This is a genomic window from Rhodoferax sp. GW822-FHT04A08 (assembly GCF_058801025.1).
This window is the reverse complement of sequence record NZ_JBXAMW010000008.1, coordinates 1-24,532: the sequence shown is the minus strand read 5'-3', so window position 1 is coordinate 24,532 and position 24,532 is coordinate 1. Positions and strand designations below refer to the sequence as shown.

Annotated in this window: 16 protein-coding genes and 1 pseudogene; 7 read left to right on the top strand and 10 right to left on the bottom strand. The window is 52.5% G+C overall.

The window, feature by feature from the left end:
• Positions 1-253: 253 nt before the first annotated feature.
• From AC1RMF_RS15930 to AC1RMF_RS15885, 10 genes and pseudogenes are all read right to left on the bottom strand, one after another.
• Positions 254-568 (bottom strand): annotated as a pseudogene (locus AC1RMF_RS15930) (CcdB family protein).
• 5 nt (positions 569-573) lie between these two features.
• A complete protein-coding gene (locus AC1RMF_RS15925; protein ID WP_493142618.1) occupies positions 574-843 on the bottom strand; it encodes a type II toxin-antitoxin system Phd/YefM family antitoxin in 270 nt (89 codons plus the stop codon).
• 548 nt (positions 844-1,391) lie between these two features.
• Positions 1,392-1,895 (bottom strand): ankyrin repeat domain-containing protein, encoded by a 504-nt coding sequence (locus AC1RMF_RS15920; RefSeq protein ID WP_493142617.1) that lies wholly within the window; start codon positions 1,893-1,895, stop codon positions 1,392-1,394.
• A gap of 117 nt (positions 1,896-2,012) precedes the next feature.
• Positions 2,013-2,438, bottom strand: a complete 426-nt coding sequence (locus AC1RMF_RS15915; RefSeq protein ID WP_493142615.1) for a hypothetical protein — start codon at positions 2,436-2,438, stop codon at positions 2,013-2,015.
• A 106-nt stretch (positions 2,439-2,544) separates the two neighbouring features.
• The gene (locus AC1RMF_RS15910; protein ID WP_493142613.1) at positions 2,545-2,958 is read right to left on the bottom strand and encodes a hypothetical protein; all 414 of its coding nucleotides are present in this window, start codon (positions 2,956-2,958) and stop codon (positions 2,545-2,547) included.
• A 394-nt stretch (positions 2,959-3,352) separates the two neighbouring features.
• Complete coding sequence (locus AC1RMF_RS15905; protein ID WP_493142611.1) at positions 3,353-3,841, bottom strand: hypothetical protein; 489 nt, start codon at positions 3,839-3,841, stop codon at positions 3,353-3,355.
• 106 nt (positions 3,842-3,947) lie between these two features.
• A complete protein-coding gene (locus AC1RMF_RS15900; protein ID WP_493142610.1) occupies positions 3,948-4,847 on the bottom strand; it encodes a hypothetical protein in 900 nt (299 codons plus the stop codon).
• Positions 4,848-4,849: 2 nt separating this feature from the next.
• Entirely contained in the window at positions 4,850-9,865 is a 5,016-nt protein-coding gene (locus tag AC1RMF_RS15895) for a hypothetical protein (RefSeq protein ID WP_493142608.1), read from the bottom strand.
• Between the two features lie 1,089 nt (positions 9,866-10,954).
• Positions 10,955-11,434, bottom strand: coding sequence for a hypothetical protein (locus AC1RMF_RS15890; RefSeq protein WP_493142607.1), 480 nt, complete (start codon positions 11,432-11,434; stop codon positions 10,955-10,957).
• Positions 11,435-11,466: 32 nt separating this feature from the next.
• Complete coding sequence (locus tag AC1RMF_RS15885; RefSeq protein ID WP_493142605.1) at positions 11,467-12,516, bottom strand: AAA family ATPase; 1,050 nt, start codon at positions 12,514-12,516, stop codon at positions 11,467-11,469.
• 166 nt (positions 12,517-12,682) lie between these two features.
• Between AC1RMF_RS15885 and AC1RMF_RS15880 the strand changes: the two genes are divergently transcribed.
• The 7 genes from AC1RMF_RS15880 to AC1RMF_RS15850 form a co-directional block, all read left to right on the top strand.
• A complete protein-coding gene (locus AC1RMF_RS15880) occupies positions 12,683-12,832 on the top strand; it encodes a hypothetical protein (protein ID WP_493142603.1) in 150 nt (49 codons plus the stop codon).
• 897 nt (positions 12,833-13,729) lie between these two features.
• Entirely contained in the window at positions 13,730-16,210 is a 2,481-nt protein-coding gene (locus AC1RMF_RS15875) for a DEAD/DEAH box helicase (protein WP_493142602.1), read from the top strand.
• Positions 16,211-16,818: 608 nt separating this feature from the next.
• The gene (locus AC1RMF_RS15870; protein WP_493142600.1) at positions 16,819-19,167 is read left to right on the top strand and encodes an AAA family ATPase; all 2,349 of its coding nucleotides are present in this window, start codon (positions 16,819-16,821) and stop codon (positions 19,165-19,167) included.
• On the top strand, positions 19,164-21,032 hold the full coding sequence (locus AC1RMF_RS15865; RefSeq protein WP_493142598.1) for a UvrD-helicase domain-containing protein: 1,869 nt from the start codon (positions 19,164-19,166) through the stop codon (positions 21,030-21,032). The genes AC1RMF_RS15870 and AC1RMF_RS15865 overlap by 4 nt, the downstream gene beginning before the upstream one ends.
• 84 nt (positions 21,033-21,116) lie before the next feature.
• Complete coding sequence (locus AC1RMF_RS15860; RefSeq protein WP_493142597.1) at positions 21,117-23,015, top strand: hypothetical protein; 1,899 nt, start codon at positions 21,117-21,119, stop codon at positions 23,013-23,015.
• Between the two features lie 829 nt (positions 23,016-23,844).
• A complete protein-coding gene (locus tag AC1RMF_RS15855; protein ID WP_493142595.1) occupies positions 23,845-24,099 on the top strand; it encodes a hypothetical protein in 255 nt (84 codons plus the stop codon).
• A partial coding sequence (locus AC1RMF_RS15850; protein ID WP_493142593.1) for an Arm DNA-binding domain-containing protein occupies positions 24,092-24,532 on the top strand: 441 nt, incomplete at its 3' end. The genes AC1RMF_RS15855 and AC1RMF_RS15850, both read left to right, overlap by 8 nt.

The window sequence follows — 24,532 nt, the reverse complement described above, 5'->3', positions numbered from 1 at the left end:
AGCAAAGGGTTATAAGTCCCGCGCTGCGCGTGCCTCAGCAGGTTTGCTAAAACGCTTGATCCAGTCATACAAGCTGGGCTGGCTTTCATCGAACTGGGCGACTACATGAGCTACGCGGTGCCCATGCTCAGTTACCTGCTAAACAGCATCAATCTTGAATTCTTCGGAAAACCTCATTTGCTTGCGCATGAACATCTCTTGCGTCTCTGGGAATTGAGGCCCATACGCCCGAGGGACGACTGGCTGCCGATTCCTAAATACCGCTCCGCACGGAATCCAATGCGGCGATGATTTCGTACAACTGTTCCAATGCAGATACAATTTTTTCTTTGAGTAAGCGCTTGTCAAGCGATGCAGCTTCAAATGGCACCAGCATCAACGATTTGATGTCAATCTTGATCAATGGGCACAGTCAATGTGGCAGGTCTTTTTTGGCCAGGGTTGTGACAGCAAGTGGGACAACCATCCGCGTAGCAAGTGCGCCGAGCAAGTTGCTTTGCACATCTACTACAAAGGGATAGACGTCACGCATGCGCGGACTTGGGTTCTCGTGAACGTCAAACTGCATAAAAATCACCAGACACGCATGTCGTCGCACCAAAGTTCATTCGACTCAAATCGCTTGTTTTGCTCTGCAAGCCAGGCACTGTGAGTCGCTTCGAATTTGGCTTTGCGCTGAGAAGCCGACTCAGTACTTTGGGCGGCTTGCATTTTCGAAAACTGTTTTGCTGACAAGATGACTGTGTCAATGCGGCCATCCTTCTCAACAAACACTGGCTCATGCTTCGCTTGAGCACATATGGCACCGAAACGATTTTTGGCTTCCGTTGCTGTGACCCGCATATCAACTCCTTTGTGTGTAATGGCTATTTTGGCTAAAGTCGTATGAGCATACAAGATTCACTCCGGACTATTGGCAGGGGTATTGGGTGAGTGTTGGCGCTGATTGGACCGTAGCAGTCCCGCGTCTTGGGCGCGAGCTTGCGCTTACGCATATCCTCCGTTGACGCAGTGGAGATGCCGGTTGGGTTGACGTTTCCATGGCTGTGCTTCTGTGTGAATGAGGCCAATTGCCTCAATTCACTACATCGACACGCGCCAAATCTGATAGGCGCAAACCGTGCTGGCTCGGAGACTACCGCGGCAGCGGTTTCGTCCAATGTTCGTGAAGAGACGGCCACTTTTCAAGTCGACTCTCCTGCCTGCAGTCATTCGTTGTCAACTTGTCCCCTCCGATTGCTCCTGCGAACAGCTGCGTCGTTTAAGTTAAGACCGCTTGCATTCCGGCGGGCACCAGAGGCGGTTTTCAATTTCCACTCAGACCATGGCTCATGCCTGGGGAACAGAAGGTCACCAGGTTAGGCGCAGTTCCGCCAAGCATCATGCATCGGTCAGTCAGAGCCGGTCGCGCCTGCGCACGTAAGAATTTCGCAAATTTCAGTGAAACCTTTCCGCCGGGCATGGGCGAGCGAAGTTTCGCCAAACCGATTTTTCAAGTTCAGTTCAGCGCCCGCTGAAATCATCAATTCGACAAACCGGAGATGGTTCTCTTCCACTGCAACTTGCAGAGATGTTTCACCGTACTCGGTTGCCGCCTCAATATCTGCCCCAGCGTCAATAAGCAGGCGGCCAATTTCAGTATTGTCATTCATGGCTGCAATAAGAAGAGGAGTCTGCTGATCACAGTCGATGGAATCGACATCAGCGCCCGCTTCAATTAAAGTAGTTACTAATACGACAGGGTCACGAATATTGCTATGGGCCGCGTAATGCAACGCTGTACTGGACCTTGAATCTGTCTGTTCAACATCTGCACCACCGGAAATAAGCGCGTCTACAACCTCGCTAAAACCACCGATGGTGGCAATGTGAAGCAGTGGGAAATAGGCATCCACGTCAAAATATTACTCTTCCATGTAATACTTATACGCGGAAACATTGCCGCTCAAAACGGATTTGAGCAAATCAAGCTCGTCAACCATTTCCCCTTCAGTTTCCTGTGCAGCCATCCTCTAGCACCGCTCGACATCCTCTTTGGACAGACCCACTGCAAGTACGGCTGAAAGTTCAACAATTTGATAACCAAAATTGCTGACTTTTGAACTGCGAGCCAGCCTGAATACCTCGGTCAAACGCTCGGCCTGAGCAGCCTTTTTTTCAGTGATGTATTTGTTGTACTTCTGCTGAAGTACTGCAGGAGCTTCCCCAATGGGAATTTCACTGTCCACTTCAAACACAGCAATAGAAGTTCCGTCGCGCCGGTGTGTGTGCACGACTTCGACAAAGCCAACTGGTGTGTTTTCCAGGTCACTGTCATCTGACTGGTCAATAGCAGCCAGCCACAATGTCCCAGCTTCCCAGTGCCAGACTATTGCGTCGGGTTCAATCCAGACTCCCCGATTACCGCACCATTGCAAAATATTTTTTGTAGTTTTCATTATGAACTAGTTCTGTTTAGGTTAATTAAAAAAAGTGTGTCCATCTTGGCGTACTGGAAGTCAAAGCTGCACATATGTTCAGTGCCAAACGCCAATGCTGCCGGGATTACCCGGTCCAATACAAAGAGTAAGACTCATCTAGCTCCCAACAGGCATCGTAGTCAATAGATTCAAAAAGTAACCATAGAACTTGTTTTTGGGAGAAACCAATAAGTTCGGGATAAATGAAGCCTTCACATGCAGCTTCATCACGATCATCATCAGTAATAATCAGTGGATGATATTTCGAGAATGAAAATATCCATTCATATCCGGCCTCTTCGAGATCAATGTCCAAGGAGTCACAGTTGCATGTGCCTTCAATGAGAACGTCATCGGTACAAAACGTGTTATTGGCAATTGCATCAAGGCGAACAAGAACCGAGCCTCTTTCCAGAACGTTGACAAGTTCATCAAAGGGCAGATTGCGAAGTTCATCTTTGAGTGAAGCGATGAATATAGAATGGTCTGAAGTGGTCACCTCACGGCTGCACCATTTGAAAAGTCGATTGATGAACACATTCCTATTGTGTGAAAATAGTAAATTTGACATCACTCACCTGCTAATTTTGAAATGAGCTTGATAGTGATAATAAAGATACATATCTTCAAGAGCCGAAGTGGGAAGTCATCTACAGAACTAAAGCCCCATGTCACCAATATGCATCTGAGATGCAGGATTCAAAGATGTCTGCGTGAGAATCACGAATGGAATGATGTTGGTTTTTCATGGTCTTTAGTTCGTTTGTTTTAGGTTTGCAAGTTGGATTAAAATCATTTCCCTCAATGCAATTCCTCCGTTAATGGACTGAAAATATAGAACTTGGGGCATAACTGAAAACATCAAGTTTTTTATATGATGGAACCCGGCAAAATCAACGACCTAACGCATTCATTAGCTCTAAAAAGCACACTTCAAATGAGTCGGTAAACATGGGATGCATAAAATCATCCAGCAAACGTAGTAGGTCAGCCGTATCCATGGAGATAATTTCATTCCAATGAGGATTTTCTGTTGGAATATCCTCATTGCTTGTTGGAAATGCATGACAGTGGAAGTAATTGAATGCTATAACCCACGACAAATTCCATTTGTTGATCATGTGGTCGAGTGTTGGCCCAAAATCGGCAAATAAAATGTGTACATCATTTTCACTAAACTTATTGGTTAATAAGGGGTAAAGATCAACTGCGATGTGACCAATCTGAATTAAATTTAGAAGCTCAGTCTTGGTAAGCGATTCGATTTGATTGCGAATCGACTTTTTAAAAATTTCAATTTCTATTGGAAGTAAGCATGTATCTTTGCGCCAAGGAGTATCTAAGCGATCCAATGCTTTCTTGTTCGAATTCCTGTTTTTCATTATTTCTCCTGCTGATGTAACTGTTTAAATATATGAATAACAGCGTCTGCATATAAATACTATCAATTCATGTGGAGTATGTTGCTTATCTAATAAGCAGCCTGTATCAAAAATCCAAACTCATTTGTCCAAGCCCCTTTGCAATTTCCGTTTGCTGGCTTTTCTCATGCGTGAAGTTGATGAGGGAGAGGTGATTGTGATGAAAGTCCTTGGCCCGCAGGGCGAGGGTCGCACCGACAGTGCATTGAACTTCGTGCTCCAAAAGTTGCTTGGCAATTAGCATCTTGTGGACGGATTTTTTCCGAGTCCCAAAGGTTACCCTTACCTCTTTATTTAAAAGCGAGGTCAGCGTAGTGTCATTCTCGTTATCGACGCTAACTAAGGAGACAACTGCTTCCCCATCCTTTGGATTCACAGAATGAATTTTCAAAGTAACATTGAATTTCTCACTGCTGGACAAAGTTTTGGGTGCAGGTTTGAAGGCGGGGAGCGCTTGGCTATTTGGAAGGGAGAGTTCCGTTGTGTCCATTTTGGGGCGCATGAGAATGCGTTTCACCGCTTGTTCATCTCCGGAATTCCTTATGGCTTTTTGGAATTCCTCATAGGAACAGTTCTTGGTATCATCCATATGAATTGCACGAGAAATCTCGGCGGCTTTGAGATGATTTGTTTGATAGGTTTCAACAGCCTTCTTGTTTTCCTCCCTCAGTTTCTTGGCATCACTAGGTGGTTCAGTTGCCTTAGGCACCCGCAATATCGCGCACAAGATATTCATGGCAACAGTAGCCTCGACCCCATAGGCGTATTCAGCTTTTGAATCACTGGCCATCGGTACCAGAAGACGTGCCGTGGTTGAAATCAAATCTTTCAGATCTTCAATTGGTACGTAAGTGAGGTTGCCGTGATCGCGCATCAGCTTCTTGACGTCGTCGTCCTTCACTTTCACTACTCCCGCAGGTTCGCCGAGCTTTTCCCTCAACTGTTGATTTGCATGTTCCTTGCTCATATTTACTCCTTATTAATAAAAGATTTATAAAAAATGGATGCCAAAACGTAAGCTCTGCAACAGGCTGACGTGCGGCCTTTGATTTCTGTACCTACCTTGTCCCCGGTTGGGATAACCTGAAAAATTGGATGTGCACCAAGACGTGGAATCGATTTCCCTATAACAATTCGCTTGTTGAATTGAAGTAACGTACCTGCCGAAAGAAGGACAGGGTGCTTATCGCTGGTAATCAGGTGGAGGTTGAGTCCCAGTGGCAAGATAGACAGGTGAGAATGCAATCGGTCAATCATTTGCTCTGAGTTGAGACGAAGGTGCTTAACAGCAGTGCGCTCGAGATCTAGGTCATCGCGCAGATTGGTTAAAGTATTTCCACTAGCTTTGGCAAATGCTGCCGCGATTTCGAGGCCGATTGCGGACAGTGCAAACTCCCGATCCAGCTTCAAGGCCATTTCAGACGCGGGGCCACGACGCCGACGCATGAGCTCATCCCGTTGAGAGTGCTGCGGAAGTGTCGCATCCATTTCCCTTGCTTGGGTGTCAGTAAACCCAAGGTCACTTGAGTAGTCCCCAGGTCTAGCGCCGAGCAAGAGCAGACCCATGAAAGTGACGCTACGGATGGCGACGTCAGTCTGATCTGAATCAGTCGGGTCGTCAGCGAAACTCGGAGCTGGTTCGGTTGGCGTCAGCTTTTTGAAGCCGGATCGCCTTCCACAATAAATGGAAACTTCCTTCCAAATGTCAGTTGAAAGTTTGTTTTTGATATTAATTTGCCGTACCTTGCGCAGGTTGTGCTTCAAGCCGAGGGCGGCATTGCAGATACCTGGTGAGGGTTGCAAGTCCTGCATGGATGCGAGTGTTTCATTTGCATAGTGAAAAGTCCAAGTGGAGTAGTAATAAACACTCGTAGTTAATGAATGACCATGGCCGGCCTCGCGGGAGGCACAGATGAAGTTCGCCGTTCCCAGTTTGTGAGTCTCCTCAATTGCTTTGTAGTGCTCAGAGACTGTCCAACTGCTGCGCAAAAGCGCCCGCGCAGTGGTTTCCCAGTTAGGGTCGATGCGGTTGCAAATGGCGGTGCCACGTTTGCTGTGATGACGCACCGAAGCTTCACCGGTGACGCGCACCATTGCACTAATGATTGCCTCATCGATGTGTTGCAGCTCCTTCCAATCGCCGGCGTCGTCAGGCAAGAGCGCAAAGCGGCTGGGATGGTCAGTAGTCTTAGCAGCCAGGCTGGACAAACGATCCGCTAACTGTTGCGGCACAAAGATTAAACGGACAGCATGACGTGATTTGAGGTGACTGAATCCATCTGTGTGTACCGACAATTGGTTGATCGCAGCGACTATGCAGTTCTTGCGAAGCACGTTGCGCTCCATGTGTCGCAGGGGCGCGTTGTCGTCGAAATCGTTGGCAAGGAGCGCGCGATCGCGCACATCTTCCCAATCCGCGAAATGGCATTCCAGCTGTCTGACTATCTCTTTGCGATCGGTATGAAGGAACAGAGTGGTAGCTGCTGACTTTCGTGAGCGGGTGAAAACATCGCCGCCTTTTTCGTCGGCAAAAAGCCCCCCAGGAACTTCCCAGCCCAAGCGGCCCCCAATAAAGAGAAAGCGTTTAAGACCGTGAAAGCGAGGTGCATTCGCTTTTACCAGAACCTTGTCCGGATTTAGCGCGTCAATCGAGCGTTTAGCATCCTGCACCCAGCTAAATATCTCATCACCGTTCAGTATTGAGAGGTCGTCATCAGCCCCGAGCAACGCTAAAGCAGTGACGACATCGGAGAAGTATCCATAGAGACTTGAGAATTGGTCGGCGTCGCTAGAACCTTCAACCCAGAGCTTGACCTCCTCATGCAGCACCTGCTTGAGGCACTGAATGCGTGTATCGTGCAAACCGTTAATTGAATCGAGTTTTTCTCGAATTTCTTTCGCACGACGCAACTCTTCACCATCTCGTAGTTGTGTGTTTCCAGCATCACGCAAAAAATCACGAATGGGCTGAAAGTTTTCATCACGGGGGCGATGAGATTTCCTGCTCCCAATGCGAAGCGCGCGAGCCAATGACGCTAGTGGCGCTGTGGCGCCTTCTGGCTGCGCAATGCGCAACAGTGTTCGACGAGATGGCGTTGCGGTTGGAACGGCTTCACTGTAGGCGGCAAGTGTGCGTGGAGAGAATTGGTAGCGCGCCCATCGTGCGACTAGCGCCATGAATGCCGCGTAGTCGTCAGATTCACTTCCAGTCCAGATGATCTCAGAGAACTCTTGGCGTAGCCATGAGCTGGCTCCAGTCACCACTTCTTGCCAGTAGAGAGCCTGGCTATTTCCAATTGCGTGAAGTGCAAGCAAGGTCCTCGGATTTACCGGAAGCACGATTTCATTGCTGCAACCTTCGCGACGCCACGCCCAGCAAATGGTATTGTCGATCGTTTGGACACTGTCTGGAAAGTTCGCAAAAATGATCTTCTGGTCATCAACTGATAGCGCGTCAAACACAGCCATGCACCCCAGAAGGTCAGACCCAACGTCGTTTCCAAAAGTTTCGGTCATCAGGCGGAGTCGTACTGTCTCAACCAAATGCACTGCTGGTACGGAGTACTTGTCGAATGGTGGAGGCAACACGCGCCATGACTTATCAAGATGATGGTGCAGGTACTGATCATTTGAGTGCCTGGGTAACGCCCCTGTGGAGTTCATTACATTGCGAGGGCGATTCTGCAACCCTGCTACCGGCGCAAAAGTAAGTTTCTGAAATAGAGAATTGATAATATTTCCAAGCAAACGGAGGCTATAGCGTGGACTGACAGACATCGCTTCGCTGAACGTCTCGACGCTGGAACGTGCATGGCCGGTTAAGGCGTACACAAGCCAAATGTTTGTGTCCATAGCCATGAGTTCAGAGACAAGAAAGTGGCGACCAATGTTGATAGGCCTTTGAAAATGCTCTGATGCATACGTACTAATGGTTCGCGATCCCAACTGCTTGCGTTCCAGAGTCTTTCCGTGCGTGGAGCCGATGACCCGTGTGTGGAAGAACACGGCGCGATCTGGGTGTGTGTTCAATATCGCCCTACGACCACTGGATTGCACGGTCACACCAAGCTGGTTTGCCCTTTTATTCAGAAGACCGATGTCTGCCTGCCATGCGGATAGCACTTGGTCGACCATCTTGTGACACGGAATGACGCGATCGCTCTGATAGCTGCCGACATCTTTGTCATATATATAGAGGAGATCAGGGTGTGAGTAGAGGGCCCGGTTAGTTAGACGGGCAAGCCTTGTGCCCCGGTGACCAGTCAAAAATATAAAGTCAAAAGCTCTGGCAGTAGAAATTCGATTGAATGCGCGCGCGATGTCTTCAAATACAGAGCTTTCTTTCATCACTTGTAAGTCGATGTCAATTTCATCTTGCGATGCATCCCAACGGCTTTTTGCGTTCTCTGGGGAGATGTTGATGATTGCGCCTTTGACGTCAGTATCTGGTGTCGCTACATGAGGGTTGAAGGTCAGGTACCGCTCCCAACTTTCGTTTGCTTCGATCAATTTCTGTGTTGGGATGGTGATGTAATGGAGGATCCCCATCGCGCAAGTATTGAATTCCTGGGCATTGAAGATGACCTCCACTTCACTGTGGCGCTCGTGCCGGTAAATTTCCGCACCCGAGTAGGCAAAGCGTGCGTCATAGGCTGGATGCACGGCGTTACCATGTTGACGCAAATAGCTCCTATAGGTTTTCAACCAGGCTTTGCGAGTTGCCTTGTGGCTGCCAATTTCAAGCAACTCACCGATCGTGCTGGCACCGGGGTTGGCCCGTTGCAGCTCGATCAGGTATTCCCCAATGGCATCGTCCATTGCCAATCGGATCAATTCGATTGCACTGCGTGGGTGCAGCGTTTCAGATGATTCAGTGGAGTTGACGCAATAACGGTAGTTCCAGACGAGGTCTTTATTTTCTACATCTATATATGGGTAGCTGGTATTTCGGGTTGGGAGTTCAATAGCCTTTGCCGCTGGCAATCCCGATTTGACGCTCAGATATGCAAGGGCGACTTTTCCCTTTAGATTCTTGTCACCGGCTAGAAAGTCTCGACGTAGTTCTTCGCAAATTTGTTTCAAGGATTTGGGATGCAGTCGTTCCCTGTCGCCGAGCAAGCCAAATTTTTGGGTGTATCGCGCGTACTTGGCGTGCGTGATCTTCAGCCAAGTAATTGCATTCTTCTCGCTCTTTTCGTTGGAGTTTCCTGATCCCTCTGATTGGCTTTCATCTGTATTGTTCGGATCCAGTGGGTCCTCGTGATCGTCAGGGTCGAAGCCTGGTGCGCCCGTTCCTACAGACGCCACGGCGGGATTGCCAGCACCAGTCGCTGGAGTTGGATTGGTGTGTTGATCAACTTCAGCTTTCTCGCGAAGATCTACGCCAGCCACTGGCGTGTTATGAGAGACAAGCAGATCATCGAGCAGGTCGCGCAAGTTTTTGGCCTTTACCCACTTGTATGCTGACTGGATCTCATCTTCAGTCCTTGGTTGTATGGAACTGAACATGGCCCAATCACTTTCAGAATTGGTACTTGTGCGAGCCCGACGCAACGTAGCCCACGCCTCAACAGCAGAGACTTTAAGAGATTCGCTACGTGAGACAGCACTGACAAGTAGGCGACCAAGGGCATCGAGTCCGTGATGTTCATCTACGTTGCCTTGCGTGCATTTCGGAGGCGTAGCAAGAAGGCTGAAGACCGGAATATAGATACTTGGGTCTGGGATGCCAAGAAGCGGGTGATCTTCTTGGAGTTCTTCCAACTTCTCGAGCAAAGCATTCCCCGCATCCTTCCATGCTTGAACGCGATCGAGGTCGCACTCTTCGCTATAGGCGTCAAGTGCATCGCATGTGATTTCAAGCGCGCGGATTGCACCTCGCCCACTGTCTGGACACCGGATTGCCTTCAAGATCGCCTTGTCGGCCTCGTTCAAAGTGGCAATATCGATTAGGGGCGACTGCAGGTTTGGGGGTGGTTGGTTCATAGTTTTGCTAGTTGACTTCGCACTGATAGGTGCTAAATACTTACGTTTGTGATCGGATTGCTTGGCTGTCGGCGACATGCACTAAGGTAGGGCAGATCGCCTGTCTGGTTGTTGCGGCAATAGCCCGCCAAAGCCCCACTTTGGCGATGCAAGTTGAGGTTTGCGACTACGGAGGATGGAATCGCCCAACGCTTTCATGCGGTTTCGGTTCATTGAGTTCACTTTTTTTTGACGGTTAGATTCGCACCGATGTGCACTTGCGTGGCTTCATTGGTCTAAGGCTGTATTCGTTGACTTCGACTTGTATGAAGTTAAGCGGAATCGGCAGTCTGGTTTCTGCGACAAAGGAGTTCCAAAGGCACACTTTGGGGATGCAAGTTGACGTTTGCAGTCTTGGCAGATGCATATGGATTGTTCGGCCCGTCCTTGCACTGGTTCGAACAGATCTGACATGGAAGACGCGCCAGTGCTTCGGCGCACATGCCGAGCAGGCTTGTGCGACCAAGCTTGGCGTTGGTGTAACTGCGTGATGAACCACCCCGACTGCGGTGATGTCGCACGACGTAACGAAAAATCCATTTAAATTACCCTGGCAAAACCAATCTCACCGCAATAGCAAGGGCTAGTGCGGGCCTTAAATGCGCGAGTCAGGTAACTAAGTCACCAAACCAAACGCACCGCCCATTGAAGTGGGCGGCATAAGTTGACGGATCTTTCGATGCGTCCGAGATGGTCCCGAATGATCGGAGCCAGGGGTGTGCTGTGTATCAAATTGACACTATTGACGCGACACTGGGAGGCATCAATCAGCACTATGCAATTCAACGTCTCAAGAAACGTGAAGATGCGGTAAGGTTGCGATTCTGGCATCGCTACCTGAGGTTCTAACTAGTCACGTAACAAAAAAATGTGATTCTTGTGTAATTTACAACACTTATTTCTCACGAAAAAACTGGGGATCTTATTTGGATTTTGTACGTGCCAAAAGTCACTATCTGCCTCCCAATATGGGCCCCATTCGATGGTCCAAATTGCATGTTTGGCGTTAAATCTTCGCGAAATATGATCAGTGCAACTAGGTGCATGTGCTCACCATTGCAGTTGCAAGAGTTTGATCAACGAGTTGATATATACGTTGCCGTTAGCCGATGCATCCAGGCGTGTGCGGTTGAAATGGGCTGCGTAGACGGAGAGTTCCGTTGCTGGATTTCCAAAAACTCTTTTGAACTCACGCTTTAACTGCTCAGACGTAAGCCCTTCAACAGGTCGTTGGTGTGTGCGAAGCAGAGATGCCTCAAGGCATGGATCGGAGGCAAGTACCGTGATCTTTGCCTTTCTTGCCGTTTCTTGCGTTCTTGCATTCCAGTCCTGGTCGGTGTCCAGCAACACGACTTTTTTGTCAAAAGCAGCGCCGTAGGCGGCTCGTATGGCTACGTCAATGACATGACCGGCGCCTTTGCCGTGCGCATTCTTGATCGTAACAGCGACTCCGGAGTCACGTTTGACATAGATTGCCTTTAGGTGGCGCAGGAACGCCTCTTCAGACTCCCCTTCACCGACAAGCAGCAAGGTCTTTACAACTTGACGCCGGGCTGCGTGCCTCATAGCTGGGGAATGGCCCCGTATGCGCCAGCCATGTACTTGGCATAAAAGTTATCGTCGTGCCGTATGCCATCGACAGAGTCCAGTCGCCAAGCCAAGCTTTCATTGTTGTCGTCCTTCTCTACCAGCGTGATTTGTGACTTGTGCAGGATGTTCAGGACTTCGATGGCGTGGCAGGTAAATAGAAGTTGGGCATGGTGGGGGTTGGTCGTACGGCTGGCAAACAAATCCAAGATGGGACCCAACATATGAGGGTGAAGGTCGTTTTCGAACTCATCAATGATGGCCAGTCCACCGGTTTGCAGAGCTGGAAGAAGGAGGGACAGAAGCACAAAGGCGCCCTGGGTTCCGCTGGATTCCTGTGAAAAATCCAGTTCGAATTGGGACCCAATGCTGGTTTTGTGGATGCCAAACGGAACCCATAGCTTTTGGCGTGTGTTGTCTGACAAAACGGACTCGAATTCCCGGATTTGAACGTCACTCAATCCAAGGTCCCAATGCGATAGAAGGCGCACCATGGCATCTCTGTGGACCGTGTTTTGGGCAAAGTACTGTGCGGCACCCACCAATTGACTGCCATCCGCAACGAAACGTCCACCTTGGTGGATGTTGGTCCAAATTTGACTTTGGACAATTTTCTTAGCAAGTGGCACGCCGTACTGTGCTGCCGTAGCAATGAGGGAGGCGTTGGCCCGGACTTTCAGTGCTTCGGCCTGATTGAAGCCAAAGTCCTGCTGTTTTACTGAATAGGATTGCCTGACCGGGTCCCAGTCGCGAACGAAAACATAGCCCATGCGTTGCCGCTTGACATACAACGCTTCGTGCAAAACGCGCTGGGGCGTCACTCGCAGGGTATAGCGCCAGAGTTGCCCTTCGAAGTCGACCTCGATTTCAAATTCGGATGGGTTGTCCCTACTGGTTGGGTGGGGCTGGAAGGGGAGCGGCGCATCCGGAGCCAGCTGGAAAGAATGAGTCAAAAACCAATGTAGAAAAGCTACGGGCTTGAGCAGTCCGGTTTTGCCACTTGCATTGGGGCCGACAATTGCCATGACGGAGCTCACACGCTCGCCGGTTGGCACTCTGTTGGACCAAACGGCGGCCGGAACTTTGGCATCAAGCAACCAGGAAACTTCAGTTCGGTCCTTGAAGGACTGAAAGTTTGAGAAAGCGTAGCGGTGTAGCATTCGTCAATTAAAACACGTTTTGAGCAAAAATGTGTTTGAAATGCAAATTGATGGTCGACAGGAGTTTGATGAATTTATGGCGTCGGCAAATGAAGAATCGCACCAATGCGGTGCATTTGATGGCTCGGCAATTGATGCCCCTGCGCAATTGTCAGAGGCAATGGAGTCAGTTTCAATCTAGCCTTGGGATCTATTTAAGAGGGGCTGACAATGTCCAGAAGCACCTATTCGTCACAATCTGCTGAATTCACAAATTTTTGATAGTTGTTGATTGTGTGACGCTAATCGGGCAAGATTGCTGCTATTGAAAATATAGCGTCACAGATTTCCATAGCAACTTCATTGACGTTTTCCCAATGGAGATGGTAAGATTTAGTGATGGGAACACCTATGAACCCGACCAACCCCGACTGACTTAGTCACACGGGTTAGAGCGCTCATAACCCAAAGTTCTCGCGCAACCAATAAAATCAAGCACTTACTTGATCATCAAAGCCCGCTAACAGCGGGCTTTTTTGTTATGGCCCATTTTTGGCCCAAACGTAGCCCACTTTTGGCCCACGGTCCTTTAGGGCACTACTCGTGTGACCATTGGGTCCTGGCCCAAATCGCCATTTTTGCTTGACCATTGGGTATTTACACCAATGGTCTATTTGTGGTCAACTTTTGCGACCATTGGGTCTTCGATGTGAAATGCCAATTGGGTTGGCATCGCCGAATGTGATTGGCCAATTTGGGGCCATAGCAATTCGTTGACGTGGATTCCAGCGAAGTTGGCCATCATGTCTGGCTACATACTCATCCAGATTAATAGTCGTGAGCAGTATTACTTCCGGCTGAAACGGGCCAGGTGCAGTCACTGACTAATGTCAGCTTTGAAGCCGTGGATTTGACGCTTCTACTGATCGCTGACTAGTGGGTTGGGCTTTCCGCTACAGGCTGAACTAAGTCGCCCGCCGAGGACGGGCAGAGTGTCCCCATTTACCCCTCAATCGGAGATACGATTGGCAGCGATTCGTATGAACGCATTGCTATCAAGCAATAGGATTTTCAATTGAGGTGTCAGGGAGAGCAATACATGATCAACTTTAGTTTGCTGGCGAAGGCTGCGGGGGGCGATGTCCCCGCAACGCTCGAAGAACTATTTAAGCAGTTGGACCGCAAGGCCACACATACCGGGCTCCGGACAGCCCAGCTCGCCGCGCTGTCCGCATTGGATCAGCAGATCGAGCATAGAGATGTGATCATGAAACTGAGCACTGGGTCCGGCAAGACGGTGCTGGGGCTGCTCTACGCCGAGATGATGCGGCGCAAGTACAAAGGCGAGCCCGTGGTGTATCTGTGCCCGACCAATCAATTGGCCGACCAAGTCGTCGAGACCGGCAGGCTCATTGGTGTGAAGGTCAGCACGTTCCCAAGCAAGGGACTGCCCTATGAAGCGTTGAGTGGCGAAGCAGTTCTCGCCTGCACGTACGACCGCCTTTTCAACGCGAACTCGGTCTTCGAGAACAAATCGATCCGGCCTTCAGCCATAGTCATGGACGATGTTCACGCCGGCGCTGAACGGATTCGAAAAGCTTACACCGTCCAAGTGCCGGAGTCTGTCTTTCCTGCTATACGTGCATTGCTGGAGCCGTTGTGCAATTCCACTGATGCCGCCACGTGGGCAGGCATCATCAGAGGCGATGCAGGTACGACGTACGAAGTACCGTACTGGGTGTGGTCGCAGGTCTGCGGAGGGGTCGCCCGATTAATGGCAGACTTGATCGACCAGCCGCCGCTTCTGTTCACTTGGGGCAACATCGCCCGTTATCTGGAGCTGACGCGGTGCTGCATTTCTGGTGTTGCGGCGGAGATTGCGCTGCATATACCTCCGGTTGAAGAGGTGGCGGCATATGCTGGGGCCAAGCACCGGTTGTTCATGTCGGCCAGCATCAAGGACAGCTCCGGGATGATCGCTGGGCTAGGGTGCTCGCCTGAGGCCTATCAACACCTGATCGAGCCCAAGGAGGATGAAGGCGCGGGCGAGCGAATGATCCTACCCACGTCTCTCATAAATTCGGAAAGCGATAAGCAGGAGATCGCCGCGGCGTGTGCAGTGTTAGCCACTAAGACCAACGTGGTCGTACTTACGACATCAGCATCCCAGGCAGCGGTATGGACCGCGGCGGGCGCGATTTTGTCGCAAGGCACTGACTTCGACGGTATGCTCGAGAAGCTGAGGACCACAACTGGCAACTATGTCGTATTCGCTCAGCGGTTCGACGGAGTCGACCTGCCCGACGACGCTTGTCGCGTCCTCGTAATCGACGGCATACCGGGTGGGGACCGCATCATCGACCGCATCGATGCGTACCGTCAGAAGGACAGTCCTGAATACGAGGTGCGCACGGTTAACAAGTTCGAGCAGGCGCTGGGCAGGGCGGTCCGGTCAAGTGCCGACTTTGCCACTGTGTTGTTGGTGGGTGTGGACATCGCGGCGCTCATCGGCCGCAAGAACGTCGCGGGCCTTCTTGAAGAACGCACCCGGCTACAAGTGGAGCTTGGGCAGGAACTGGCTCGCCTTCCGGATCATGTGGGCAAGTCGTTAGGAGTGGTCATTCAGGAACTTGCGCAAGCATTGCTGGATCGCAACGAGGGCTGGCGGCACGCGCACAAGACGCGCGTCGCTGTGACCGGCAAGCAAGTGCGAGATACGGCACTGACACCCTACGAGGCCGGAGCGCTCGCTATGCGAGAGGCCTGGAACATGGCGAAGGCCAAAAACTCGCAAGGTGCGGTGGCGCGCCTTCGGGATGCTGCCGGCGCCAATCTTTTACATCCGATCCAGAAGGCAGAATTGCTCTACTGGGTTGCGGCGTATCAACACCAGTTCGATCCCGGTCAGGCGGCGGAGGTTTACAAAGCTGTATTCGGCTTGAACACAAAGTTCCCAAGGCCGCAGCAGACGCCCGACAAGCGGTTCGCAAGAATGACTGATCAGGCCGTGGCCTTGTGCGCGGTGTTTGGGGTCTTCGGCTCTCCTAATGCTGCTTTGGCGCGCGTCGACGAAGTTAAGGCCAAGTTGGTTTTCGCAAACGAGGCGGAGACGGTGGAGCAAGGCCTGCATGAACTAGGCGAATTAATGGGCGCAACAAGCAGCCGACCTGAGAAGGAGACCGGTCGAGGTCCGGACGTACTTTGGTTGTTTGATGACTGTGGGGTCTGTATCGAGGCGAAGAGCGAGAAGACTGCGCCAATTCACAAGACCGATGCTGCCCAATTGCTCCTGAGCGGAACCTGGTGCGATGAGCAATTAGTAGCCGGAACGCCGAAGCCGGTTCTTGTCTTTGCGACCAACGTAACAGCCGCCGATCGCCCCGAGGACGTCGCGTTTGGCCCCAGGCTGATGCCTGAAGTTGTACTCATGGACATGGTCGATCGGCTTCGCAAGGTGCTGATGAGCCTCACCTACGACGGACCCTTGTTCACTGACCCGGGGACCGTTGCCGCCAAGCTGCGCGAACAAGGTTTAACCGGCGCGGCGATCGTTGCTCGACTCGCCGTAATGAAGAGCTGACGCCACCGGCAGGGGCAGGCCCTGCAAAGAGATTGTTCGTCCTGCAAACTCTGGGTCCTTTCCGAGCCGAGTCTGTGGCGGCATCTGGGTAGTTTCGACTTGACCTCGTTGTCTCGATACACAACATAGGCACCCACCATGCAGGCGCTCACCACACACGCCGAGTCGGAGACTACCGCGTCAGCGGTTTAGTCCGCCGCTGCACCTCTAACTTTAACCAGATGGCAGTCAAGTAGAGGCTGGTGGCCGTCACTCGCGGGCCATTGACTCCCTGTCCGCTATAACCCAAAGAGGAAGTACAACTGCTCACCACGAATGACCGCTGAACAACGCTGAACTTTGTTGCGTCACGCTGTCCTGCACGAGGGCTGGTGCAGATTCTAGGGCCAGCTGGGCATGTCAGCCGACGGCAGGCTGCGCCGGTGGGATCACACTCGAGCAGGCAGAGGCCGCGGTTGTGTTGGGAAATCTTGTCGTGGTATAGGCATAAGAGCGCCGGCAAGATCTTGTTTTAATATCTCATTACATCCAACGCCCAGGGGCAATATTTTTGACGGCAACCTCGCTGACCCGAAGACCTGTCGAGTTGGAACATACAGGGAGACACTATGCATATTCAACATGTCGAGATCGGCAACTTTCGAAAGCTTCAAGCCGTACGGGTGGACTTTGCCGAGCAAACGACAGTCTTCGTGGGAGCGAACAACAGTGGAAAAACGTCGGCCATGGTCGCGCTTCGCCACTTCCTTGTTGACCGAACAAATTTTTCCATTAATGACTTCACCTTGTCCCATTGGGCCAAGCTTGATGCGATGGCCATCGCTTGGGAGACGCCCATTCCCGGAGAGGAGGAAGCAGAGTTCAATTGGGGTGAAGTACTGCCGCACCTTGATGTGTGGCTGAATGTGCCGACAGAGGATCTTCACTATGTTCAGAAGATTCTTCCCACCCTCGATTGGGCAGGGGCGCATATCGGTGTTCGCCTGCGCTACGAACCCAAGGACATCCAAGCCCTGAAGCAAGAGTTCCTGGCGGCCAAGCTCGCCGCCGCTTCTGTCATGGGCACTGTCCCGGCTTCGGAGAAGGACACCACGGCAGCAGCGATCCCACTCGTGGAGGGGTTTGCCCTTTGGCCGAAGTCGATGATGGACTTCCTGTCGCTTCGGCTGCGATCATCTTTTGAGGTCCGCGCCTATCTCCTTGACCCCGAAAAGCTCGTGATGCCAAAGAACGGCATTGCCACTCCTCAGGGCCTTCCGGTTGGCAGTGAGCCGATCGAAGGAGACCCATTCAAGAAGATCATTCGCATTGATGAAATCAGCGCACAACGCGGATTTGGATTTGTTAATGCTTCAAATCGAGGGGACGATTCACAGGAGGATGGGATCTCGCGGGGTGGCAAGAAGCTGTCCAGCCAGCTTCGCAACTACTACACCCAACATCTTGACCCCTTCGATCAGCCCGAGCCAAAAGATCTGGAGGCTTTGCAGGCACTCCATAGTGCTCAGGCCGCTTTTGGCGAGCGTCTGGCAACCTGCTTTTCAACGGCGCTGAAAGAACTTGAGGACATTGGCTATCCCGGCGTCACCGACCCGAAACTTACGATCACCGCAAGCATCAAGCCCATCGACGGTTTGAACCATGCATCGGCAGTTCAATACGAAGTCCCCACGCACCTCAAGGAGGGGGAAGGTCTTGCGCACCGCCTCCCTGAAGACTCAAACGGGCTTGGGTATCAAAATCTGGTCTCAATTGTCTTTGCGCTGATGAGCTTTCGCGACAAGTGGATGAAGGTTGGCAAGGCTTCCAAGTCAACCGATCCCGAAGAAGCCCTTCGTCCACCGCTCCATCTTGTCCTGATTGAAGAGCCGGAGGCGCATCTGCATGCACAAGTTCAACAAGTCTTCATCAAGCAAGCCTATGACGTTTTGCGCAAGCACGACAACCTCAAGGATGCGAAGGACCTTCGCACACAGCTTGTCGTCAGCACACACTCAAGCCATCTCGCACATGAAGCCGACTTCGCTTCCTTGCGGTACTTCCGTCGCCTTCCTGTCAAGGCGGTGGGCGGCTCCGTGCCGGTGTCGTGTGTTGTCAACCTATCTGAGACCTTCGGAAGCGGGGAAGAGACGGGCCGCTTCGTCAAGCGATACCTGAAGGCGACGCACTGTGATCTGTTCTTTGCTGATGGCGCTGTGCTGGTCGAAGGGCCTGCCGAGCGCATTCTTGTCCCGCACTTTGTCCGCAAGCGTGACCAGTACGAGTACCTGCGTCGTTGCTACATCACCTGGCTTGAGATCGGCGGGAGTCATGCGCACAGGCTGAGGCCCCTGCTTGAGCATCTTGGTTTAAACACGTTGATCATCACAGACCTTGACGCGAAGGATGCCGCTGGAGCGTCTGTTGCCCCCGTGCGCGGCTCAAGCCTTAAGGCCCGCAATGAGACGCTCAAGACCTGGATTCCTGAGGTAGAGGATCTCGACACGCTGCTCGATAAGAAACCCGAAGAGATCGTCCTCAACGGTCCAAGCGGCTACGGCATTCGCGTCGCCTACCAGCAGCCTATCTCCGCCAAGTTCAAATCCAAGAAGGACACAGAGGCGCTTGCCAATACGTTTGAAGACGCCTTGGTCTATGAAAACCTCGACCTGTTCCAGAAGATGAAGGGAACGGGCCTGATGGGGCGGATTCGTAAAAGTCTTGATACAGCCACTGATCTCGGCGATCTCGCCCCCCGAATGCTTGCCGACTTGGCGAAAGGCGGCAAGGCTGAATTCACCATGGATCTTCTCGACAGCGACGAGATCGAGACGATGAAAGTACCGGCATACATTGACGGCGGATTGCTCTGGCTCGCTGCACAGCTTAAGCGCAAAGAAGATGGCATCTCAGGCAAGGCTCCTGAACCGACAGAAGTTATGGAAATCACCGCCGAAACTACGAAGGTGGCCGAATGAGTTCCCAGACAACCGTAGTCAGCGCGGACGCCTCTGATGCTCATGTTGATGAAGAGATCGCGGCTTGCTTGAATCTGGACACCCCGAAGAGCTTCTTCCTTTTTGCTGGTGCTGGTTCTGGAAAGACGCGCTCCCTTGTGACTGCGCTACAGCATGTGCAGATGACTCTGAGCGAGCGTCTCCGGGTCAAAGGACAGCGCGTGGGGGTTATCACTTTCACGAATGCAGCCAGTGACGAAATTAAGAGGCGACTACTTTTCGATCCGCTGATCGACGTTCGAACAATTCATAGCTTTGCCTGGTCTTTGATCGAAGGCCTCAACCACGATATCCGTGAATGGCTGCGCGTTGACCTGTTGGAAAACATAGCAAAGCTGAACGTGGACGAAGCCAAGGGTCGAAAGGGTACGAAAGCATCGACGGATCGCCTCAGAAAAATTGAGTCGAAAACCAAGCGCCTCCAGAATCTTCCAAACGTTAAGTCTTTCACGTACAGCCCTACCGGGGACAATCGCGGGCGCGATGCTTTGAATCATTCTGAAGTCTTGCAACTGACGGCGTATTTCCTTCAGACTAAGCCCGCCATGCAAAGCATCCTCACTGGCCGCTACCCTATCCTGCTAATCGACGAGAGCCAGGACACCAACAAGCATCTGGTCGACTCGCTCTTCACAGTTCAAGCCAAGCTCAAAGGGAAGTTCCTTCTTGGCCTTCTCGGAGACATGATGCAGCGCATCTATAACGACGGGAAAGAAGGGCTTGGACAGGGACTTCCTCCGGATTGGGCAACCCCCGTAAAGCAGCTTAATTACCGTTGCCCCAAACGAGTCATTGCCCTGATCAACAAGGTCCGTAGCTCGACAGACAAGCAACACCAGCAGCCTGTCGCCGCCGCAGTTGATGGCGTCGTTCGTCTCTTCATCCTGCCAAGTGACCTCGCAAACAAGCCCGCCGCTGAACAGAAGATCGCAGCCTATATGTCGATGACGACAGGCGATGAAAAGTGGAATGAACCCAAGGCGATCAAGACCCTGACACTAGAGCATCGGATGGCTGCTTCACGCTTGGGCTTCCTTGATGCTTTCTCTCCGCTCTATGACGTGGAAAGTTGGCGTACCAGCTTCCTCGAAGGGACGCTGCCTGCATCGCGGTTCTTCTCTGACCAAGTGCTTTCGCTCGTGAATGCCAAGCAGAAAAATGATCGGTTTGCTGTTGCGCGTATCGCTAAAGCCTACTCCCCGCGCCTCACGCCAGAGGCTTTGCGCGTGGCCAAAGACACCAAGGAACATCTGAAGCAGGTCAATGTTTCCATTGACGTGTTGATGGAGCTGTGGAAAGACGGGGCCAATCCGACCTTGCTTCAGGTTCTTCGCTGCGTCGCAGAACACAATCTCCTCGAAATTCCTGAATCTCTTCAAGCTAGCTCGTCTGAGGAAAGTGCTGAAGCCGTAGCTTCTGATGAGGATGAGCGCGAGGACCGACAAACTGAACGGGCGCTTGCCATTCAGTCTTTCCTGAATGCTCCGTTCTCTCAGATCGGGCCAATGATGGAGTACCTATCGGGGTACGCGCATTTCGACACACATCAAGGAGTTAAAGGGCTAGAGTTTGATCGTGTCATGGTCATCATGGATGACGCAGAGGCAAGAGGTTTTCTATTTAAGTACGAAGACCTGTTCGGGGGCAAAGCAGCGGGTGAGAAAACCGTTGAAAGCACCAAGCGGCTGTTTTACGTGACGGCGAGCCGTGCAAAGAAAAGCCTCGCACTCGTTGCATATTCTTCGGCCCCATACCGAGTCCAAAGCTTCGTGCTTCAGGAAGAATGGTTCAACGCCGATGAGGTCTTTGTCGGCGTTCCCGACTGAGAGATAGTATGTTCTCTCAGCGTTCCGAGGGGATATCAAGTCAAAGACGCCGCAGAAGATGAAATCGCAAATGAGGGAGATCACGTGCCAACCCAATCTCCGCAACTGACTTCGCACGACCTGTCGCCGTACAGTAGCCACATCATTGCCCGGCGGCTGACGCCGATACCGAATCAGAGGCTTCGGGATACCGAGATCGATGGCGTGTTGATGAAGGCGCTGACCGTCATCGGCGGCATCGCGACGCAGCCTCGCGCGGTCACCGGCAATGTCAAGGTGGACGGCCGTATCGTCGACTACGAGTTGTTACCTTCCTGGCAAAGCCAACCCGGGCTGGACAACGCGGCCTGTCACTATGTCGAGGAGCGCCCCGTAACCTGGCTGTCGGGCCAGGCCATGGACAAGCTCAACCATCTTCTCGTGGTGACTATCACCGCGGACGGACTGATGTTGCTAACGTCGACGGACGCGGAGCATCGTGCCGCGCTGCTTCTCCATCTGCAGCATGACTTCTTCGATGGATGGGAAGCGGTGTCGCAAGCCGTGCTGGTGAAGGCGATGGTCGAGAGATTTGCCATGAGGACCCTGTGGCTCGCCGGCATCCACCGCGATACGACGATCAAGCCCAGCTCCAAGATCTTGTCCGGTTCAAGCCTAGCCGAGGCGATTGACCCGATGAACGATTCGACTTATCTCGCCGGGGCGGTGCGATCGAGTGAAGGGGGCGTAAGCCTGCGCAACTCCTCCGTCTGGACGGGGCCGAATGACACCATGCGGTCCTTCGAAGCTCGCTCGATTAAGTTGCTGAGCGCGGTTCGCGCCGCGATCGCGGCCTCGCCGCCCGACGACCTTCCCGTACATAGCAGTCTTGCGCATTGGATCAAGTCGATGGACGACACCGCTGACTGCTATTTCATCGCGCATGTAGATCCGGAGACGCTGGACGGTGCCAGTGGCAGGCATAAGGCGCAGGAGCTGGTGAATGCCTTCGACGTTCAGCTGGATCAGCCAGGGGCGGCCGCAGGCAAGGCCGCCTGGTCGTTCACTGCCAGGGTCACTGACGCCGCCTCGGCGACCAGCGCGACGATCGACGTCGTGCCAGACCTAGCCGGTAACGGGGACCGCGTGGTGTACGTGATCGATCCACTGCCGCCAGCGCCTTTCGCCGATTGGGCCACCGCCGTAATGGAATCGCCGTCCCTCCTGCGGGCCTACTACAACAGCGGGCACACAATCGCTAGCGGATCCGTATCGCAGGTGCGGATTCAGGATGCTCCGTTTGGCCTGTTCGTATTCCTCGATTTCACCAACTACCTTGTAACCCAGGAGAAGCCGATGCTCGGCAAGGGCATTGCTGCACCCATCCAGGACATGACGAGCCAAGCGGATGTGAGCCTGTTCAAGTGGATCTTCAAGGAAGGGCTTGGCCTCTTGAATCTCGCGCAGCCCTCACAGGGCCAATGCTGGCTGTACTGCGACGACGGCTCCAGTGAGGTGGCGGACTTTGTGCATCTAGACATCGGCTCCACACCAAAGCGGCTGACCCTGTTCCATGCCAAGGGCGCGGGCAGCGCGGAGGCGACCCGCCGGTCGGTGCCTGGGCCTTACGAACTGGTCGCTTCGCAGGCGATCAAGAACCTGCGCGCGTTCGACGCCAAGCAACTATTGGTTCGGATTGAGAAGCGACTGGCGGACAACGGCACTCAGCGTATCTGGGATCAGCCTTGGGCGGTCGGGCTTCAGCCGATGCCCGACGCTGCCGCCTTCAAGGCTGCGCTCGAACAGCTCGGCACGAACTACGACTGCGAGGTCATCATTGTTCAGCCGCACGTGCGGCGCGGGGACTTCCTGCCGGCATGGCCGCAGGAACTCCCGCAGAGCGCCACCGTCGGCGCCAAGCAACTGCGGACCCTGCTGTTCAGCGTGGAGTCCACGGCTCGCGCGGTGAATGCCAGGTTTCGGGTGGTCGCGGAGGCAATCTAGGTCGACCTGGACGGCTTCCCAGCGTCCTTCAGGCGCCGTAGGGAAAACCGGCAGTCAAGGCACCAGTGACTGTCGTTCTTTGAAGCCGACCTTTGGGATCGGAATGTCAACGGGGCATGGAAGACCGCTGCGCAGTCCAGACCGTGCATTCGTGGCGATATTATTGGCGGCAACCGCTGCATCAGCGACTTCCTCATATTGGCTGGCAGTCCAAGGTAGACAGTTTTTCCTGATTCATGAAGAAGTCGCTGTCATACCAAATATCGGTGCAAACGTACCAGATTTTGGTTTGGCACGATGCCTGACCAGAAAGCACACCTTCACAGGCCACCATCTGATCATCATCAGCGACGCTCCGACCGTGGGAAGTGCCGAGCACCAAGTCAAGTTCCCCGGAACTTTCACTGCTAGTGAGCTGCGTGAACTGTGCCCCAACTGCTGCTATGCGGCTAACACAATGTTAGGTCTGAAGCTGGTTCTGTACGGACACCGTGCAATACGGTCGTCCAGGACTAGTCGGTAGTCTGTTTCGCGGACTTTCTTCGCCTATCAATCTCAATCTGACTTAGGTCCAAGCCCAGGTATTGCTCAAGTGCGAGCCGCAGCACGTCGGAGCGAGTCGGAATATTTCCAAAATCTTTCGACAACTCGATCCTTTTGGCATCAATCAGCTTAGCCAAGTCATCTGAAACACGAAGATTGAGTTGCGTCCGTTCCATAGAAAGAATTCTACCAGACACAAATTTATATCGGTAGACAGCTTGACAATGAGACAAAGCGCTATATATTAGTATTGTCTACCGATATCAATGTTTTAAAGGAGCTAATGATGGAGACAGAGTTGCTGACTACTGAAGAACTGGCAAGGCGTATCAAGTACGACGTACGCACGATCCGAGAGCGTCTGATTGACTCCGTGCTGATCGAGGGCGTGCACTATTTCCGGCCGTTTGGGGGACGCAAGATCCTCTACATCTGGGAAGCAATCCGCCAGGACATGATGGGTGCAAAGCAAAAGTCAGTTTCTATGCCCCGCGCAGCGTTGGGAATTCGTATGGCAAATGGAGGTGTTCTCCATGGGTAGCATTCGAAAATCAGATACCACCGGTTTTCTGTTCCTCGACTTCCGGTACGTAGGCAAGCGCTGGCGGGAGTACACGGTAGAGCCTGATACGGCTCCCAACCGAAAGAAGCTGGAAAAGGCATTGGCACGCATCGAATCAGAAATCGAGGCTGGATCGTTCGTCTACGCGGACTACTTCCCTAACAGTAAAGCCCTGCCAAAAGTAGCGGCTGCGTTGGCTGCAGCCAAGGCAAAGACTGAGTCGTACAAGCTTGGAGAACCAGCGGTTACGGCAGTTGCCCAGGCTGCGGCGGAGGTCGCCAAAGATGTCGGCCCCTTGTTTGCAGAGTTTGCCAACCGGTGGTTTGACCAACGCTGCATTCAGTGGCGGCGTAGCCACATCCGTGCCCTGAAGTCCACGCTCGACGGCCACCTGATCCCCAACTTCGGGGCA

Coding starts and splice junctions, on each gene's coding strand:
- AC1RMF_RS15925 (WP_493142618.1), bottom strand. CDS start 843: ATGCGGGTCACAGCAACGGAAGCCAAAAATCGTTTCGGTGCCATATGT.
- AC1RMF_RS15875 (WP_493142602.1), top strand. CDS start 13,730: ATGATCAACTTTAGTTTGCTGGCGAAGGCTGCGGGGGGCGATGTCCCC.
- AC1RMF_RS15900 (WP_493142610.1), bottom strand. CDS start 4,847: ATGAGCAAGGAACATGCAAATCAACAGTTGAGGGAAAAGCTCGGCGAA.
- AC1RMF_RS15895 (WP_493142608.1), bottom strand. CDS start 9,865: ATGAACCAACCACCCCCAAACCTGCAGTCGCCCCTAATCGATATTGCC.
- AC1RMF_RS15855 (WP_493142595.1), top strand. CDS start 23,845: ATGGAGACAGAGTTGCTGACTACTGAAGAACTGGCAAGGCGTATCAAG.
- AC1RMF_RS15905 (WP_493142611.1), bottom strand. CDS start 3,841: ATGAAAAACAGGAATTCGAACAAGAAAGCATTGGATCGCTTAGATACT.
- AC1RMF_RS15885 (WP_493142605.1), bottom strand. CDS start 12,516: ATGGCAATTGTCGGCCCCAATGCAAGTGGCAAAACCGGACTGCTCAAG.
- AC1RMF_RS15865 (WP_493142598.1), top strand. CDS start 19,164: ATGAGTTCCCAGACAACCGTAGTCAGCGCGGACGCCTCTGATGCTCAT.
- AC1RMF_RS15870 (WP_493142600.1), top strand. CDS start 16,819: ATGCATATTCAACATGTCGAGATCGGCAACTTTCGAAAGCTTCAAGCC.
- AC1RMF_RS15915 (WP_493142615.1), bottom strand. CDS start 2,438: ATGAAAACTACAAAAAATATTTTGCAATGGTGCGGTAATCGGGGAGTC.